Source organism: Roseovarius salincola (assembly GCF_026891095.1).
Classification (GTDB): domain Bacteria; phylum Pseudomonadota; class Alphaproteobacteria; order Rhodobacterales; family Rhodobacteraceae; genus Roseovarius; species Roseovarius salincola.
On record NZ_JAPTNL010000001.1, the window covers coordinates 117,392 to 133,303 of the forward strand.

Genomic DNA, 15,912 nt, shown 5'->3' on the forward strand with positions numbered 1-15,912 from the left:
TTCGGGATGAAGGATCCGAGGGTCGGTTAATCAGCGGATGACGATCTCGTCCGAACGCAGAAGGCCCAGAACGTCGCGCGCCTGCTGGTCCAGCAAGTCGATGTCGAGATACTTGTCGGACAGGCGCCGGGTCAGGTTCTCCATTCGTGCCACCTGCGAGGAGAGATCGTCAAGCTGCGCCTGAAGGGCGCGGGTCTCGGCCTTGACCTCGGCGGCGCGGAACAGGCCATAATCGCCCTGCACGGCGGCAAAGGTGAAATAGGCACCCAGCCCAAAGGCCACGAGCGAATATACGAACAGCCCCATCGGGGGGCGTTTGCGGATGGACATGACTTTGCTGCTCTGCCTAATTGGTCCGCCTCTGAAGGGCGGTCCTGAACACCATGCCACAGGTGATTCGCTTTGTGAATCCCCTTTTCAGTCCGGGGCCTCTGCGTGATAGGCTGATCCGGCAAGGAGACCGAGAATGCCACATCTGCCGCCGCGTGGCGATCTTGCCACGCATGACGTGACCAACCAGCCCGCGGCGCGCGGAGATATCGACCTTTGGGGCGGTGATCCGGCGCTCAGGGATCACGGCAAGGCGGCGGGGGCGCGGGCCGACCACCTCGAAAGCTATGGCGCCCTGATCGGATCGGCCGCGATGCAGGCGGCGGGGCGCGAGGCCAACCGCCATTCCCCAGAACCGGTCCTGTTCGACGCCGGCGGGCGGCGGCTGGACGAGGTGCGCTTTCATCCGGCCTATCACCGGTTGATGGAGGCCGGGATCGGTGCCGGATACGCCGCGATTCCATGGGAGGGCGGGGCGGATGGCCATGCCACCCACGCGGCGATGGTCTATCTGACCAGCCAGATCGAGCCGGGTGTCTGCTGTCCGATGACGATGACCTATGCCGCCGTGCCGGCGCTGCGCGCCGATGAGGCGCTGTTCGGCGAATGGGTGCCGAGGCTGACGGCACGCGCCTATGATGGCGCAGCATTGCCGCTGGCGCGCAAGCCGGGCGCGACGATGGGCATGGCGATGACCGAAAAGCAGGGTGGATCGGACCTGCGGACCAATGCCACCACCGCGCGTCGCAGCGGCGATGCCTATCGGCTGAACGGGCATAAATGGTTCTGCTCGGCGCCGATGTCGGACGGGTTCCTGACGCTGGCGCAGGCACCCGACGGGCTGACCTGTTTCCTGGTGCCGCGCTGGCTGGAGGAGGGGCGCAACGGCGTGCGTATCCAGCGGCTAAAGGACAAGCTGGGCAACCGGGCCAATGCTTCGGCGGAGATCGAATATGCCGATGCGCTGGCATGGCGTCTGGGCGACGAGGGCGCGGGGGTGCGAACGATCATCGAGATGGTGCATCACACGCGGCTCGATACGGCGATGGCGCCTGCCGGTCTGATGCGCGCGGCGCTGGATCATGCCGCATGGTGGGCGCAGCGCCGGAATGCGTTTCAGAAGCGGCTGATCGACCAGCCGCTGATGCGCGCCGTGCTGGCCGATCTGGCGCTGGACTGGGAGGGCGCGCTGGCGCTGGGGCTGCATGTGGCGCGCGCCTTTGACGGCACCGCAGAGCAGGAGCGCGACTTCGCGCGGCTGGCGGTGGCGCTGGCGAAATATCTTGGCAACAAGCTTTGTCCGGGGCTGGTCTATGAGGCGATGGAGGCGATGGGCGGCATGGGCTATGTGGAGGACACGCCGATGCCGCTGCTGTATCGCGAGGCGCCGCTGAATTCGATCTGGGAAGGATCGGGCAACGTGATCTGCCTCGATATCCTGCGCACGCTGCGCCGCGCGCCGCTGGCGGGCGAGGCGTTGAGTGCGGAACTCACGGTCGCAGCGGGGGTTGATCGCCGCTATGACGCGGCGCTCAAGGCGCATATGGAGCGATTCCCCCGGCTGCCAGAAGAGCGCGAGGCGCGCTGGTATGCCGAAAGCCTCGCCACGCTGCTGACCGCCTCGGTCCTGATCCGCAATGCGCCTCAGGCCGTGGCGGATGCTTACGTGGCCACAAGGCTGACCGGCGCGCGCGGGCGCAGCGCCGGGGCCATCGGCGCGGTGGATGAGGCCGCGATCCTGGCGCGGATCGGCGGTGCGCCCGCCTGAAAGGGATCAGGCGGGCAGGTGGATCGCAAAGCGGCTTCGGATCGCGGCATCGGTCATCGGGTCGAACCGGGCCACCGCGCGCTCGCCTAGGATGGCGTTCTTGCGCGCGATCGCCTTGTCCAGCAGGTCGGGCTGACCCGTTTCGACCCATTCCTTTGGCGAGCTGCGGTCGGCCAGCGCGGGATAGACATAGTCGCGCTGCATCAGGCGCAGCGTCTGGTCGCTGCCAAGGTAGTGCCCCGGCCCGCCAAGGCAGGTGGCGCGGATCACCTCGAGGCTGACACTGTCCTCGTCCACCTCGATGCCGCGCACGCAGCGCATGGCCTGACCGATCAGGTCATCCCCGAGGATCAGGGATTCATGGCAAAAGCCAAGCAGGGATGCATGCATCCCCGCGGCCTCATAAACGAGGTTCAGCCCCGAGAGTCCGGCCATCACGTTCGAGCACATCTGCTCCCATCCCGCCTGCATGTCGGGCAGCTTGGCATCGGCGAAACCCGCCGCCGCGCCGCCGGGCAGGTCGTAGAACGCGTGCATCTGCGCGCAACCGGCGCTGAGCAGCGCCTGTTCGCCCGAGCCACCCGACATCGCGCCGCTGCGCAGGTCCGACACGAAAGGCCATGTGCCGAAGATCGCCGGATGCCGCGGCGCGATGGCGTTCACATAGACCAGCCCGGCAAGGCATTCGGCGACCGATTGCACGATCGCCCCGGCGATCGAGGCCGGGGCGGTGGCGCCCGCCTGTCCGGCAGAGAGCAGCAGCACCGGCATGCCGCCCGCGATACAGGCCTCCATCACCTGACAGGATTCGGTGGCGAACTTCATCGGCGGCACGACGAAACAGTTGGAATTACTGACGAACGGGCGCGCGCGCCAGGCTTCCTCGCTGCCCGCGACCATATGCAGAAGCGCCAGCGCATCGGCGACGAAATCGGTTTCCGTGAAGCTGGTGCCTATATGCTTGGTTGTGCCCGCGCAGCAGGCATAAACGGTGTTGAGGTCCATCTCGCGGTTATCGGTCACGTCGCGCGCCACCATCGGGCGCTGCACGAAATGGATATTGTCGAGCCTGTCCGCGATGCGCGCGGCGTCATGCAGGTCTTGCAGGGTGGAGTCGCGGTAATGGCGGCTTTCGGGATCGACCAGATGCACCGCCGCACCGGCGGTGCCATAATGCACCCGCTGGCCCGACAGCGCGAGGTCATGGCGCGGATCGCGCCCGTGCAACGTGATCGCGCGGTTGGCACGCACCAGCATGTCTTCGACGAGTGCACGCGGGAAGCGCAGGCGTCCGTCATCCCCGAGGATCGCGCCCGCGCGCGTCATGTGGTCGATGCCGCTTGGTGGTGCGTCGGCAAGGCCGATTTGTTCCAGCGCATCGAGCGCCGCCTGGTGAATACGCGCCACCCCTTCGGGGCTGAGCGGGCGGTACTGGCCGCCGCCAAGGCCGGGGCGGATCGGGCGCAGCGTGTCTTCGAGCGGGGCGGAGCGGCGCGCATGACGGGCCGCGCGCCCGCCGGAGCGGCGAGAGGTCATTTCATTCATGTCGGATGTCCTGCTGATGCGAGGGGAGCGGGCTGGCGGGGCTCAGCCCTGCAGGGGCCGCCCCCGTGCCGCGCGTCCGCGCGCCGCGCCGATGGTCACGACCACCAGCTTGATCTTGCTGCTCGGCGTCATGGCCGGGCCCTCCTCCGTGGTAAGGAGGAGTGAAGCTGATTCTGCCGCGCGCGTCTGTCCCAATCGCGACCCGTGTCGCAAACAGGCCATGAAGCGGCGCAACGGAATCAGTCAGCCAGGCCCTGCGCCAGCGTAACGAGCCTGCCGACGGCCCCGGCAAGGCGCTCGTCATCGACCGTGAGGGCGACGCGGACATGGCCAGCCGCCGCCTGCCCGAAACTTTCGCCGGGCATCACGGCGACATGATGGGTGTCAAGCAGCCGGTTGGCGAAATCCTCGCCCGAAAGGCCGGTGGCGCGGATGTCGAGCATCACATACATCGCCCCGTCCGCCGGGATCGGGCGCACGGTGTTCTGCCCTTCGAGAAGGCGCAGCACGAGGTCGCGCCGCCGCCGGAAGGGCGCGGCGACCTCCGCCTCGAAGTCGGGGCCGCGATCCAGTGCGAAACAGGCCGCTTCCTGCACGAAACCGGCGACACCGTAGGTGGTGTGCGTGGCAAGGTTGCCCATATGCTCGATCGCTTCTTCGGGGCCGACGACCCAGCCGATCCGGCTGCCGGTCATGGCATGGGATTTCGAGAGCGAGCCGATCACCAGTGTCTGCGCCTCCATCCCCGGCAGGGTCCGCGGGCTGACATGCTGCCCGTGCCAGAGCTGGGTGTCATAGACCTCGTCCGAGATCAGCCAGAGCCCGTGATCCTGGCAAAGACGTGCAATGCTCATGAGCGTGTCGCGGCTGTAGTTCACGCCGGTCGGGTTGTTGGGCGAGTTGATCAGCAGGCTGGAGGCGCCCGCCGCATGGGGCGCGATATCGGCCGGGTCAGGCTGGAACATGCGTTCGGGCCGGGCCGGGATCGCCAGCGGGCGCGCGCCGACGCTGCGGATCGTGCCGGGATAGGTGGCATAATAGGGGTCGATATAGAGCGCGGTGTCGCCCTCGTCGCAGGCGGCGTGATGGGTGGCGAAAAGCCCCGCCTGACCGCCCGGCACCACGAGCACGTTATCGGGTGTCGTGGGCAGGCCGGTGCGTTCGCTGACGCGCCGTGCCACGCGTTCGCGCAGGTTCATCTTGCCGTTGAAGGCCGAATAGCCGGTATGGCCCGCCAGCGTCGCTGCGTGCATCGCGTCGAGAATGGAGCGGTCGGTGCCGATATCGTGCTCGCCGATGGTGAGATGGGTGATGTCGAGTCCTTCATCCGACAGGCGGTTGGCCCGGTAATAGACATCCCAGCCATCCGATCCGCCCTGGGTGATACCGGTGATCCTGCGTGACAGTTGCATGTGCCGCTCCTTGATGTCGGGTGTGCCGCCTTTTGGGGGTGATGGGTGGGTGAGGCGCCACATGGCCCGGGCGCCGCCACGCTGTCAAGCAGATCACCCCGGTCCGGCGCGCGCGCGCCCAACCCGCCGCGCTGCGGCCCACTTGCCAATCCGCGCCGCGCGGCGTAACGTCCCCGACATGACGACGAGCCGCTGCATCATCATCTGCTGCATTACCACCTGAGATATCTCGGGCGGGCCGTCATCTATTCCCTATCAAGACGTTAGTTGATAAGCCCGCCGCGGGATGCCTGCGCCTGCGAGGACTTTCATGACGACGATCAAGCTCTATAACACCAGGACCCGCGCCAAGGAGGTGCTGGAGCCGCTCGATCCGGGCAATGTGCGGATGTATGTCTGCGGGCCGACCGTCTATGACCGCGCCCATCTGGGCAATGCGCGCCCGGTGATCGTGTTTGATCTGCTCTACCGGTTGTTGCGTCATGTGCATGGCCCCGATCACGTGACCTATGTGCGCAACTTCACCGACGTGGATGACAAGATCAATGCCCGCGCCATCGAGAATGTGGGCAAGGGCGGCGACGTGAATGCCGAGATCGCACGTATCACCGCAGAGACGACGCAATGGTTCCTTGATGACATGGCCGCGCTGGGCGCGCTTGAGCCGGACGCGATGCCGCGCGCGACGCAATATATCCCGCAGATGATCGCCATGATCGAGGAGCTGATCGCCGGGGGGCATGCCTATGAAGCGGAGGGCCACGTGCTGTTCGCGGTCGAGAGCTTCAAGGATTACGGAAAGCTGTCGGGGCGGTCTGTCGATGACATGATCGCAGGCGCCCGCGTCGAGGTGGCGCCCTACAAGCGCAACCCGATGGATTTCGTGCTGTGGAAGCCCTCGAGCGATGATCTGCCGGGCTGGGACAGCCCATGGGGGCGGGGGCGGCCGGGCTGGCATATCGAATGCTCGGCGATGAGCCATGAATTGCTGGGCGAGAGTTTCGACATTCACGGCGGCGGCAATGACCTGATGTTCCCGCATCACGAGAACGAGATCGCCCAGAGCTGCTGCGCCCATCCCGAAGGCGATTTCGCGCGCATCTGGATGCATAACGAGATGCTTCAGGTCGAGGGAAAGAAGATGTCCAAGAGTCTTGGCAACTTCTTTACCGTGCATGATCTGCTGGAAGGCCATGACGATGCCCCGCCGGTGCCGGGTGAGGTGATCCGCTTCGTGTTCCTGTCGACCCATTACCGCAAGCCGATGGACTGGACGGCGCAAAAGGCGCGCGAGGGCGGCGCCACGTTACGCAAATGGTATGCGCAGGCGGCGCAGGGGCGGGACGATGCGGCGCCCTGCAAAGCGGTTGTCGATGCGCTTGCCGATGATCTGAACACCCCAAAGGCGATCACCTCGCTGCATCGGTTGTCACATGCGGATGACATCCCTGCCTTGCGGGCGAGCTTGCGGTTTCTCGGCCTGATGGGGGACAGCGTGCCGCGCTGGGCGGCTGCGCCCGAGGTCGATCTTTCCGAACATGAAAAGCGGCTTTTCGAGGCCCGCCAGATCGCGATGGAGAGCAAGGATTTCACCGAACTCGACCGGCTCAAGGCGGCGCTGGTCGCGGCCGGGGTCGAGGTGCGGATGAGCAAGGCCGGGGTGGAGCTGATCCCCGGTCCGGGGTTCGACCCCGCCCGACTCGAGGGTCTGTCATGAACATGTCGGGCGCGGGCATGGTTTGGCAATCTCCGGGTGAGGGGCCAGCCCCTCACACTCCCCGAGGTATTTTGCGCCAGATGAATGGGAGAGGGGCGGCATGACACGCGAACGTCTCTATCTTTACGACACGACTTTGCGCGATGGGCAGCAGACCCAGGGGGTGTCGTTCTCGACTCCCGAGAAACGTAAGATCGCCGAAACGCTGGATGCGCTGGGCGTGGATTACATCGAGGGCGGCTGGCCCGGCGCCAACCCCACTGACAGCGCGTTTTTCGAAGACGCGCCGCAGACGCGCGCGATGCTTACCGCTTTCGGCATGACCAAGCGGGCGGGGCGCTCGGCGCAGAATGACGAGGTTCTGGCGGCGGTGCTCAATGCCGGGACGCGGGCGGTGTGCCTGGTGGGCAAGACCTATGATTTCCACGTTGAGACGGCGCTGGGCATCACGCTGGAAGAGAACGTCACGAATATCGCGCAATCGGTCGCGCATGTTGTGGCCGAGGGGCGCGAGGGGCTGTTCGATGCGGAGCATTTCTTCGATGGCTGGAAGGCCAACCGCGCCTATGCGCTGGAGACGCTGCGCGCCGCCCATGAGGCGGGGGCGCGTTGGATCGTGCTGTGCGACACCAATGGCGGCACTTTGCCCGAGGAGATCGGGCGCATCACCGCCGAGGTGATCGCCGAGGGTATTCCCGGCGAGCGGTTGGGCATTCACACCCATAACGACACGGAAAACGCCGTGGCGGGCAGCCTTGCGGCGGTATCGGCGGGCGCGCGACAGGTGCAGGGCACGCTCAACGGGCTTGGCGAGCGTTGCGGCAATGCCAACCTGACCACGCTGATCGCGACGCTGTTGTTGAAGGAGCCCTATGCCAGTCGCTACAGTATCGGGGTGAGCCACGCGGCACTGAAGAAGCTGACACAGGCCAGCCGGATGCTTGACGAGATCCTGAACCGGGTGCCGATGAAGCAGGCGCCCTATGTGGGCGCCTCGGCCTTTGCGCACAAGGCGGGGCTGCATGCCAGCGCGATCCTCAAGGATCCCACGACATATGAGCATATCGACCCCGGCCTGGTGGGCAATGCACGCGTCATCCCGATGTCGAACCAGGCGGGCCAGTCGAACCTGCGCCGGCGTCTCGCCGAAGCCGGGATCACCGTGGACAAGGGCGATCCGGCGCTGGCGCGCATCCTCGAAGAAATCAAGCTGCGCGAGGATCGCGGCTATACCTATGACAGTGCGCAAGCCAGTTTCGAGCTGTTGGCGCGCCGCGAACTGGGGCAGCTGCCGCAATTCTTCGAGGTCAAGCGCTACAAGGTCACGGTCGAGCGGCGCAAGAACAAGTATGACCAGATGGTGTCGCTGTCCGAGGCGGTGGTCGTGGTCAAGGTGGATGGCGAGAAGAAGCTGTCGGTGTCGGAGTCGATGGACGGGCAGGGAAATGACCGTGGCCCGGTCAATGCGCTGGCCAAGGCGCTGGCCAAGGACCTGGGCAGTTACCAGCAGGCGATCGACGACATGCGGCTGGTGGATTTCAAGGTGCGTATCACCCAGGGCGGCACCGAGGCCGTGACCCGCGTCATCATCGACAGCGAGGACGGGCAGGGGCGGCGTTGGTCCACGGTGGGGGTGAGCGCCAACATAGTGGATGCCAGTTTCGAGGCGCTCCTCGATGCGATCACCTGGAAGCTGATGCGCGATGGTGGATCGACGGGGGGCGCGGCCTAGGTGCCGGGCATGGAGTTTGACGCCGATCTTGTGGCCTGTGCGCAGCTTGTGGAGCGGGGCGACCCGGACCGTTTCGCCGCCAGCATGGCTGCGCCAGTGGCGCCGCGCCGGGTGCTGTTCGCGTTCTATGCCTTCAACATCGAAGTGTCGCGCGCCCCTTGGGTCACCGAGGAGTCGATGATCGCCGAGATGCGGCTGCAATGGTGGCGCGATGCGCTGGAGGAAATCCGCAGCCGGGGTGTGGTGCGCCGTCACGAGGTGGTGACGCCGCTGGCGGATGTGCTGGATAGCGAGGGGGCGGCGTTGCTGGACCGGCTGGTCGCGGCGCGCCGCTGGGATATCTACCGTGACCCGTTCGAGGACATGGCGCATCTTCGCGCCTATATCGAAGATACCTCGTCCAACCTGATGCTGGCGATCGCCCGCGCACTGGGAAGGGTGCCCGAGGAGGCGCAAGCGCCGCTGCACGATGCCGGGCGCGCGCTTGGCATTGCCAACTGGCTGCGCGCGGTGCCTGCGCTGGAACAGGCGGGGCGCATCCCGCTGGTGGATGGCACGCCCGAGGGGGTGCGCGCGCTGGCGCAAGAGGGGCTTGAGGCCTTGAGCGCCGCGCGCGGCGCACGCGCGCAGGTGCCTGCCGCACTTGGCCCGGCGCTCTTGCCGCTCTGGCAGGTGGGGCCGGTGCTGAAGCGCGCGGCGAGCGATCCGCGTCGGGTGGCCGAGGGGCGGCTGGAACTGGCGCCGGTGCAGCGCCGCTTCGCCTTGATGGCGCGCGCGCTCACGGGGCGCTGGTAGTCTCCCGCGTCGGGGCGGCGGTTCAGGCGTCGTCGGGGCGCAGCATCAGCCAGATCAGCGCGCCGCCCGCCAGCGCCAGGAACGGCACCATCGCCAGATTGACCGAGATCCAGCCCGCCTGCGCGCCGTCTCCGGCGCAGTTCATGAGCCCCCCCGAGGCCAGCGAGGCCAGCGTCACGCCGCCGAACACCAGAAGGTCATTGAGCCCCTGCATCCGGCCGCGCTCATGGGCTTCATGTGCTCCGGCCAGCATCGTGGTGGCACCGATGAAGCCGAAATTCCAGCCGACACCCAGCAGGATGAGAGCGATGAAGAAATTCTCGAGCGAGACACCCTGAAGCGCCACGGCCCCGGCGCCCGCAAGGATCACGAGCCCCGCCGCAACCACCTTTTCGACGCCGAAACGCGCGATCAGGTGACCGGTAAAGAAGGACGGGGCAAACATGGCCAGCACATGGCCCGTGACGATGTCGGCTGCGTCACCTTCGGAGAGGCCGCAGCCGACCACCGCCAGCGGCGTCGAGGTCATGACAAGGTTCATCAGCGCATAGGAGACCATCGCGCAGATCACCGCGACAAGGATCCGCGGGGTCGTGATCAGCTCCCAGCGGCTGCGCCCCTTGGGGGCGTCATGCGCGGGAACGGGCGGCTTGGGAATGTCGAGGAACAGGAACAGGAACGCGCCAACGAGGTTCAGCGCGACCACGGCGAAATAGGTTCCCATGAACGGAATCACCATTGCCTGGCTGGTGACCTTGACCAGTTGCGGGCCGATGATCGCGCTCGCAAGGCCGCCCGCAAGGACATAGGAGATCGCCTTGGGGCGGAATTCATCGCTGGCGGTGTCAGCGGCGGCAAAGCGGTAGAACCCCTGCGCCGACATGTAGATACCGGTGATGAAGCTGCCGGCGAGAAACACCTCGAAGGACGCAATGTAAAGCCCGTAGGCGCCGATCGCCGCGCCTGTCGCACCTGCGCCCGCGCCCAGCATGAAGCCCGCCTTGCGCCCGGCGCGCTGCATGAACCAGGCCAGCGGGTTCGCCGCCAGCATCGAGCCCAGCACGATCAGCGAGATCGGCAGCGTCGCAAAGCAAATATTGCTGGCCAGCGTCTGACCGGCCAGCCCGCCGACCACGAACACCATCGCCATCTGCGCGCCAAGAAACGCCTGTGCCGCCGCAAGAACGATGACATTGCGTTTTGCGCGGCGGTCGCTGTGGATGAGGGCTGCATCGGTCATGCCGGCTCTGCTAGACCCAAACCGGACCGGGTGCAAGGCTCAGCCCGGACCCGAGGCGCGGTCGATTACATGGGCGAAGGACCCTTGCACGTTTCCGGCGACCAGCCCCATGTCGGGCAGCGCGGCGCCGCTGGCGTCACGGGCGGCGAAAAGCGCATCGCCCCGGGCGCTGAGGGTGGTCGCGTAGTGGAATTCGTGACCCGCAAGCTGCGCGCTGAACGGGCCGCGAAGTGGTTGCAGGTGGCGATAGCCAAGATGCATTCGGCGCGTGGCGAATGATGTCTCGAGCCGCAGCAGGCCGGCCATCGCGTGGCGGGCGCCATCAGCGTCGATCAACCCGTCACCCAGAACCATATAGCCGCCGCATTCGCCATAGATCGCAGTATGCCGCGCGGCTTCTCTGAGGCTCGACATGAACGTTTGCGCGGCGGCGATCCGCCCGCCATGAAGCTCTGGGTAGCCGCCGGGAAGATAGATGAAATCGGCCTGCGGGACGGGTGCGTCCGCCAGCGGCGAGAAGAACCGTAACTCGGCCCCCCCTGCGCGCCAGTCCTCAAGCAGGTGCGGATAGGAAAAGGCGAAGGCCGCATCACGCGCGACGGCGATCACCTGTCCCGGTGGGGCCATGCGCTGCGCTGTGCCTGCGCCCGCCAGCGGCGCGGCAAGCGACAGAAGCGCATCTTGCTTCAGCGTCGCTTCCAATGCGTCGGCGGCATGGTCGAGAAAACCTGCGAGATCGGCGCGTTCCTCGGCCTGCACCAGCCCCAGATGGCGCGAGGGCAAGGCAAGCCGCTTATCGCGCGGCAGGCTGGCCAGAACCGGCAGGCCCAGCGGCGCCAGCGCATCCTCGAGCATCAATGCATGGCGCGGCGAGCCGATGTTGTTGAGGATCACGCCGGCGATGCGTACCGATGGGTCATGCCCTGCAAAGCCCGCCACGAGCGGCGCGACCGATTGCGCCATGCGCCCCGCATCGACCACCAGCACCACCGGCAGATCGAGCGCCCGCGCGAGATCGGCGACCGCGCCGCGCCCGTCCGGGGGGGCGCCGTCAAATAGGCCCATTGCACCTTCGATCACCAAAAGCCCCGCGCCGGCGCCGGCCAGCGCGCGCAGTCGCGACGTGCTCATCGCCCAGGCATCGAGATTGCGGCAGGACGCGCCGGAGGCCGCCTCGTGAAAGCGGGGATCAATGAAGTCGGGGCCGGATTTGGCGCCGCGCACCGGCAATCCCTGACGCGCCAGCAGGCGCAACAGCGCCAGCGTGACGGTGGTCTTGCCGCTGCCCGATGCGGGGGCCGCAATGATCAGGCCGTTGTTCATGCCCGCTCGGCGGGGCGCCCCCGGCCCAGCGGGTCGAGGTCGCGCGGGGCCTCGCCCAACGCCATCGCCTGCCAGTCGAGCACCTGGCGCATCAGCACCGAGCGCCCGACGCAGAGGATTGCCGGGGGTTCGAGCCCGCTTTCCCTGATATCCGCAGGCATCCGTGACAGCGTGGTTTCAAGCACCGATTGATCGCCGGTGGTGGCCGAGCAGACGATGGCGCAGGGTTCGTCGGCAGGGCGACCGGCGGCAATGAGCGCATCGGCGATGCGTTCCACATGTTTCATGCCCATGTAGATCACGATCACCTGGCTGCCCTGGGCAATGGCGGCCCAGTTCAGCGACGAGGGCGTCTGCCCCGACTGGTCATAGCCGGTGACGAAGGTGACCGACTGGTTCACGTCCCGATGCGTCACCGGAATCCCGGCATATGCCAGCCCGCCGATCCCGGCGCTGATGCCCGGTATGATGCGGATCGGCACGCCGTGCTGCACCAAGGTCTGTGCCTCTTCGCCGCCGCGCCCGAAAACGAAGGGATCGCCACCCTTGAGGCGCAGCACGCGCTTGCCAGCGCGGGCAAGGTCGATGAGATGCAGGGAAATGTCGCGCTGCAACGCTGATGGCTTGCCCCCGCGCTTGCCGGCATAGACATGCTCGGCCTGCGGCGCCCAGTCGAGAATTGTCTTCTCGACCAGCGCGTCATAGATCACCACATCGGCCTGTCTCAGCGCATTGAGCCCATGCAGCGTCAGCAGCCCCGGATCGCCCGGGCCCGCACCACATAACCAGACCCAGCCGGGTTCAAGGATCGGCCAGTCGCGGCCGGGAAGGGTGATCGAGTCGCTCATGCCCTCCTGTATGCCCGGATCGCGTGGCGTGTGAAAGGCCGCAAACGACTTCAAGCACAGGTGCTTGCGACATCGGGGAGGGGCGAAAATTGTCGATTGGCGCGGCCGGAGCACGCGCCTATAGTCCGCCCGAGATGAGCCGCAAAGACCCCAAGCAACTGCGCCGTGGCTGGACCACGGGCGCATGCGCCACCGCCGCCACGCGCGCCGCGCTGATGATGCTGTGGGGCGAAGGGCAACCGCGCGCCGTGCGTATCGCGCTCCCCGGTGGCCAGACTCCGGAATTCGAGATCGCCCATGGCGATCAAGGCGCGGGCTGGGCCGAGGCGGGGGTTATCAAGGATGCAGGCGACGACCCGGATGTCACGCATGGCGCGATGATCGTGGCGCGCGTCGCACCGTCAGGCGGCGGCATCCATTTTCGCGCTGGCGAAGGCGTGGGCACCGTGACCATGGCGGGCCTGCCGATCCCGCCCGGAGACCCCGCCATCAACCCGGTCCCGCGCGAGATGATGCGCACGACCGTGCGCGACATGGCGGCGCGCCTCAGTGAGCGGGATGATATCGAGATCACCGTTTCGGTGCCGGGTGGACAGGCCTTGGCACAGCAGACATGGAACCCGCGCCTTGGCATCAAGGGCGGGCTGTCGATTCTTGGCACCACCGGAATAGTGCGCCCGTTTTCCTGCGCGGCCTGGATCGCATCGATCCATCGCGGCATCGACGTTGCGCGCGCGAGCGGCCTTGATCATGTGGCGGGCTGCACCGGCGCAACCAGTGAAAAGGCGGTTCAGGCGCTTTACGATCTGCCCGACGAGGCGATGCTGGACATGGGCGATTTCGCAGGTGGGTTGCTCAAGTACCTCGCCCGGCATCCGGTGAAGCGCATTACCATCGGCGGCGGCATCGCCAAGATGACCAAGCTGGCGCAGGGCGCGCGCGATCTGCATTCGGGGCGCAGCCAGGTGGATTTCGACCGGCTTGCCGACGCGCTCGGTACCGGCGAATTGCGTTACATGAATACCGCGTTGCAAGCCTATGAAATAGAGGGAGAAAGAATGGTGAGATGGGTGGCTGAAAATGCGCTTGCTGCGGTGCGTGCGATGCTGCCGGATGAAATCCGTGCCGATACAGCGGTGATCGACCGCGAGGGCCGGCTCGTGGCGCGGGCGGGCGCATGACGCTGCTGTTGCTTGCGGGTACCGGCGAAGCGGTGCTGATCGCGCGCCATCTGGCGGCGCGAGGGCAGGTTGCGGCGGTGGCTTCGCTGGCTGGGGTCACACGCGCGCCGCGTCCCGTTGGCCTGCCCACAAGGACCGGCGGTTTTGGCGGCGAGGCCGGGTTTCGCGCCTATCTGCAAGAGGCCGGGATCAGCGCCGTTCTGGATGCCACCCACCCCTTTGCGGACCGCATTTCGCATCGCAGCGCACGGGTCTGCCGGGAACTGGGTCTGCCCTATTGCCAGCTCCTGCGACCGCCCTGGACGCCTGGGCCGGGCGACCGCTGGACCATGATCACGCGCGAGGAAGAGGCCGCGCGCCATATCGCACCGGGCAGCACCGTCTTTCTGGCCACCGGGCGTCAGACCTTGACCCGCTTCGCGAACCTGGCGGAATGCCGCCTGATCTGTCGTCAGATCGACCCGCCTGATGGGCCGTTTCCCTTTCCGAATGGCGATTTTCTTGTGGGCAGCCCGCCGTTTTCCGTGGCCGACGAGATGGAGACCTTCACCCGGCTCGCCATCGACTGGCTTGTCGTCAAGGATGCCGGGGGCGAGGTGCCGCGCACCAAACTGGTGGCGGCGCGCGATCTGGGGGTCGGGGTCATCATGCTTGAGCGGCCCGCGCAGCCCGAGCGGGTGGAGCGGGTCGAGACCGTAGCGGGAGCGCTGGACTGGGTGGCAGGGCTGTGAGCGGGCGCATCATCGAAACCCTTGTCGATGTCGAGGAGGGCGCGGCCTATCTGAGCCATCGTTGCCCGCGTATGGCCCATGCTCATGAGCTGACCGCGCCGCTGCCGCTGCGCCGCCGGCCAGACGGGTTCGCGCAGCTTTTGAACGCGATCGTCAGCCAGCAGGTCAGCGTCGCCGCCGCCGATGCGATCTGGAGCCGGATGAAGGCCGCGCGGTTGACGGGCCCGCGCAAGATCATGTGGGCCAGCGATGACGCGCTGCGCGCCGCCGGGCTGAGCCGGCAGAAGATCCGCTATGCCCGCGCGCTGGCGAACGCACGGATCGACTATCGCGGCCTGCGCCATGCCCCGACCGACGAAGTCATCCGGCACTTGACCGAAGTGCCCGGGATCGGCGTCTGGACGGCGGAAATCTATGCGATGTTCAGCCTTGGGCGCGCGGATGTCTTTGCGCCGGGTGATCTGGCTTTGCAAGAAGGCGCGCGGCTGCTCTACGATCTGCCCGAACGCCCACGCGAACGGGCGCTGCGCGAGATGGCACGGGCCTGGGCGCCTTGGAGATCGGTTGCCGCGCGACTGCTGTGGGCCTACTACGCGCAAATGAAACAAAGGGAAGGGATCAGATGACACGCGTATTGCAAGCCGGCCGGAAGGAACCTCATTCCGGCACGACCCGCTCGATCGTGGTGTTCCTGCACGGCTATGGCGCGAATGGCGCGGACCTGTTGGGGCTGGCCGATGTGTTGGGAGAGCATCTGCCCGATACGCTGTTCGTCTCGCCCGATGCGCCCGAGACGATCCCGATGATGCCAAGCGGGCTGCAATGGTTCCCGATCCCTTGGATCGACGGTTCGAGCGAAGAGGAATCCGAACGCGGGTTGCTGGCGGCGGCGGATGATCTGGACGCCTTTCTCGATGCGCTGATGGTCGACGAGGACGTGCTGCCTGAACAGGTGGTCTTGTTCGGGTTCAGCCAAGGCACGATGATGGCGCTGCATGTGGCGCCGCGACGCGAAGATGAAGTGGCTGGTATTGTTGCATTTTCTGGCCGTTTGCTGCGTCCGGAACTGCTGGAGGACGAAGCCGTGAGCCGCCCGCCGGTGATCCTGATCCACGGCGATGCCGATGACGTAGTGCCGCCACAGTCGCTGCCCGAGGCCGCCGAGGCGCTGCAAGCGGCGGATTGGAAGGACGTGTATGCCCATGTCATGAAGGGCACGGCGCATGGTATCGCGCCCGACGGGTTGCAGGTGGCGCTGGCCTTCATGCGCGACAAGCTGGGGCTTTGAGG

The 15,912-nt window shown here is 66.6% G+C and carries 14 protein-coding genes; 8 read left to right on the plus strand and 6 right to left on the minus strand.

The window, feature by feature from the left end; all coding sequences use genetic code 11:
- Positions 1-30 precede the first annotated feature (30 nt).
- Positions 31-330 carry an FtsB family cell division protein gene (locus N5A93_RS00585; protein WP_268953115.1) on the minus strand — a complete coding sequence of 100 codons (300 nt, stop codon included), beginning with the start codon at positions 328-330 and terminating at the stop codon, positions 31-33.
- 136 nt (positions 331-466) lie between these two features.
- Between N5A93_RS00585 and N5A93_RS00590 the strand changes: the two genes are divergently transcribed.
- Positions 467-2,098 carry an acyl-CoA dehydrogenase family protein gene (locus tag N5A93_RS00590; RefSeq protein WP_268953116.1) on the plus strand — a complete coding sequence of 544 codons (1,632 nt, stop codon included), beginning with the start codon at positions 467-469 and terminating at the stop codon, positions 2,096-2,098.
- Positions 2,099-2,104: 6 nt separating this feature from the next.
- Here N5A93_RS00590 and N5A93_RS00595 read toward each other — a convergent pair whose 3' ends face one another.
- Both N5A93_RS00595 and N5A93_RS00600 read right to left on the minus strand, forming a co-directional pair.
- Positions 2,105-3,643: a trimethylamine methyltransferase family protein gene (locus N5A93_RS00595; RefSeq protein WP_268953117.1), complete on the minus strand. Its 1,539-nt coding sequence runs from the start codon at positions 3,641-3,643 to the stop codon at positions 2,105-2,107.
- Between the two features lie 239 nt (positions 3,644-3,882).
- Entirely contained in the window at positions 3,883-5,055 is a 1,173-nt protein-coding gene (locus N5A93_RS00600; RefSeq protein WP_268953118.1) for a pyridoxal phosphate-dependent aminotransferase, read from the minus strand.
- Positions 5,056-5,365: 310 nt separating this feature from the next.
- On the opposite strand from N5A93_RS00600, the gene cysS reads away from it, so the two are divergent.
- The 3 genes from cysS to N5A93_RS00615 all read left to right on the plus strand — a co-directional run bounded on the left by cysS (position 5,366) and on the right by N5A93_RS00615 (position 9,299).
- Positions 5,366-6,772 carry a cysteine--tRNA ligase gene (cysS, locus tag N5A93_RS00605; protein WP_268953119.1) on the plus strand — a complete coding sequence of 469 codons (1,407 nt, stop codon included), beginning with the start codon at positions 5,366-5,368 and terminating at the stop codon, positions 6,770-6,772.
- Between the two features lie 100 nt (positions 6,773-6,872).
- On the plus strand, positions 6,873-8,504 hold the full coding sequence (gene cimA, locus N5A93_RS00610) for a citramalate synthase (protein ID WP_268953120.1): 1,632 nt from the start codon (positions 6,873-6,875) through the stop codon (positions 8,502-8,504).
- 9 nt (positions 8,505-8,513) lie between these two features.
- Entirely contained in the window at positions 8,514-9,299 is a 786-nt protein-coding gene (locus tag N5A93_RS00615; RefSeq protein WP_268953121.1) for a phytoene/squalene synthase family protein, read from the plus strand.
- Between the two features lie 22 nt (positions 9,300-9,321).
- Here the strand turns inward: N5A93_RS00615 and N5A93_RS00620 are convergent, their stop codons facing one another.
- The 3 genes from N5A93_RS00620 to cobA are packed head-to-tail and all read right to left on the minus strand — an operon-like array spanning position 9,322 to position 12,710.
- The gene (locus N5A93_RS00620) at positions 9,322-10,539 is read right to left on the minus strand and encodes an MFS transporter (protein WP_268953122.1); all 1,218 of its coding nucleotides are present in this window, start codon (positions 10,537-10,539) and stop codon (positions 9,322-9,324) included.
- A gap of 39 nt (positions 10,540-10,578) precedes the next feature.
- Complete coding sequence (locus N5A93_RS00625; RefSeq protein WP_268953123.1) at positions 10,579-11,862, minus strand: cobyrinic acid a,c-diamide synthase CobB; 1,284 nt, start codon at positions 11,860-11,862, stop codon at positions 10,579-10,581.
- Entirely contained in the window at positions 11,859-12,710 is an 852-nt protein-coding gene (cobA, locus tag N5A93_RS00630; protein WP_268953124.1) for a uroporphyrinogen-III C-methyltransferase, read from the minus strand. The genes N5A93_RS00625 and cobA overlap by 4 nt, the downstream gene beginning before the upstream one ends.
- A gap of 134 nt (positions 12,711-12,844) precedes the next feature.
- Here cobA and N5A93_RS00635 point away from each other — a divergent pair, with 134 nt between their 5' ends.
- The 4 genes from N5A93_RS00635 to N5A93_RS00650 are packed head-to-tail and all read left to right on the plus strand — an operon-like array spanning position 12,845 to position 15,910.
- Positions 12,845-13,891: a cobalt-precorrin-5B (C(1))-methyltransferase gene (locus N5A93_RS00635; protein ID WP_268953125.1), complete on the plus strand. Its 1,047-nt coding sequence runs from the start codon at positions 12,845-12,847 to the stop codon at positions 13,889-13,891.
- Entirely contained in the window at positions 13,888-14,622 is a 735-nt protein-coding gene (locus tag N5A93_RS00640; protein WP_268953126.1) for a cobalt-precorrin-6A reductase, read from the plus strand. The genes N5A93_RS00635 and N5A93_RS00640 overlap by 4 nt, the downstream gene beginning before the upstream one ends.
- Positions 14,619-15,248: a DNA-3-methyladenine glycosylase family protein gene (locus tag N5A93_RS00645; RefSeq protein ID WP_268953127.1), complete on the plus strand. Its 630-nt coding sequence runs from the start codon at positions 14,619-14,621 to the stop codon at positions 15,246-15,248. Before N5A93_RS00640 ends, N5A93_RS00645 begins: the two co-directional genes overlap by 4 nt.
- Positions 15,245-15,910 (plus strand): alpha/beta hydrolase, encoded by a 666-nt coding sequence (locus N5A93_RS00650; protein ID WP_268953128.1) that lies wholly within the window; start codon positions 15,245-15,247, stop codon positions 15,908-15,910. Before N5A93_RS00645 ends, N5A93_RS00650 begins: the two co-directional genes overlap by 4 nt.
- Positions 15,911-15,912: the final 2 nt, after the last annotated feature.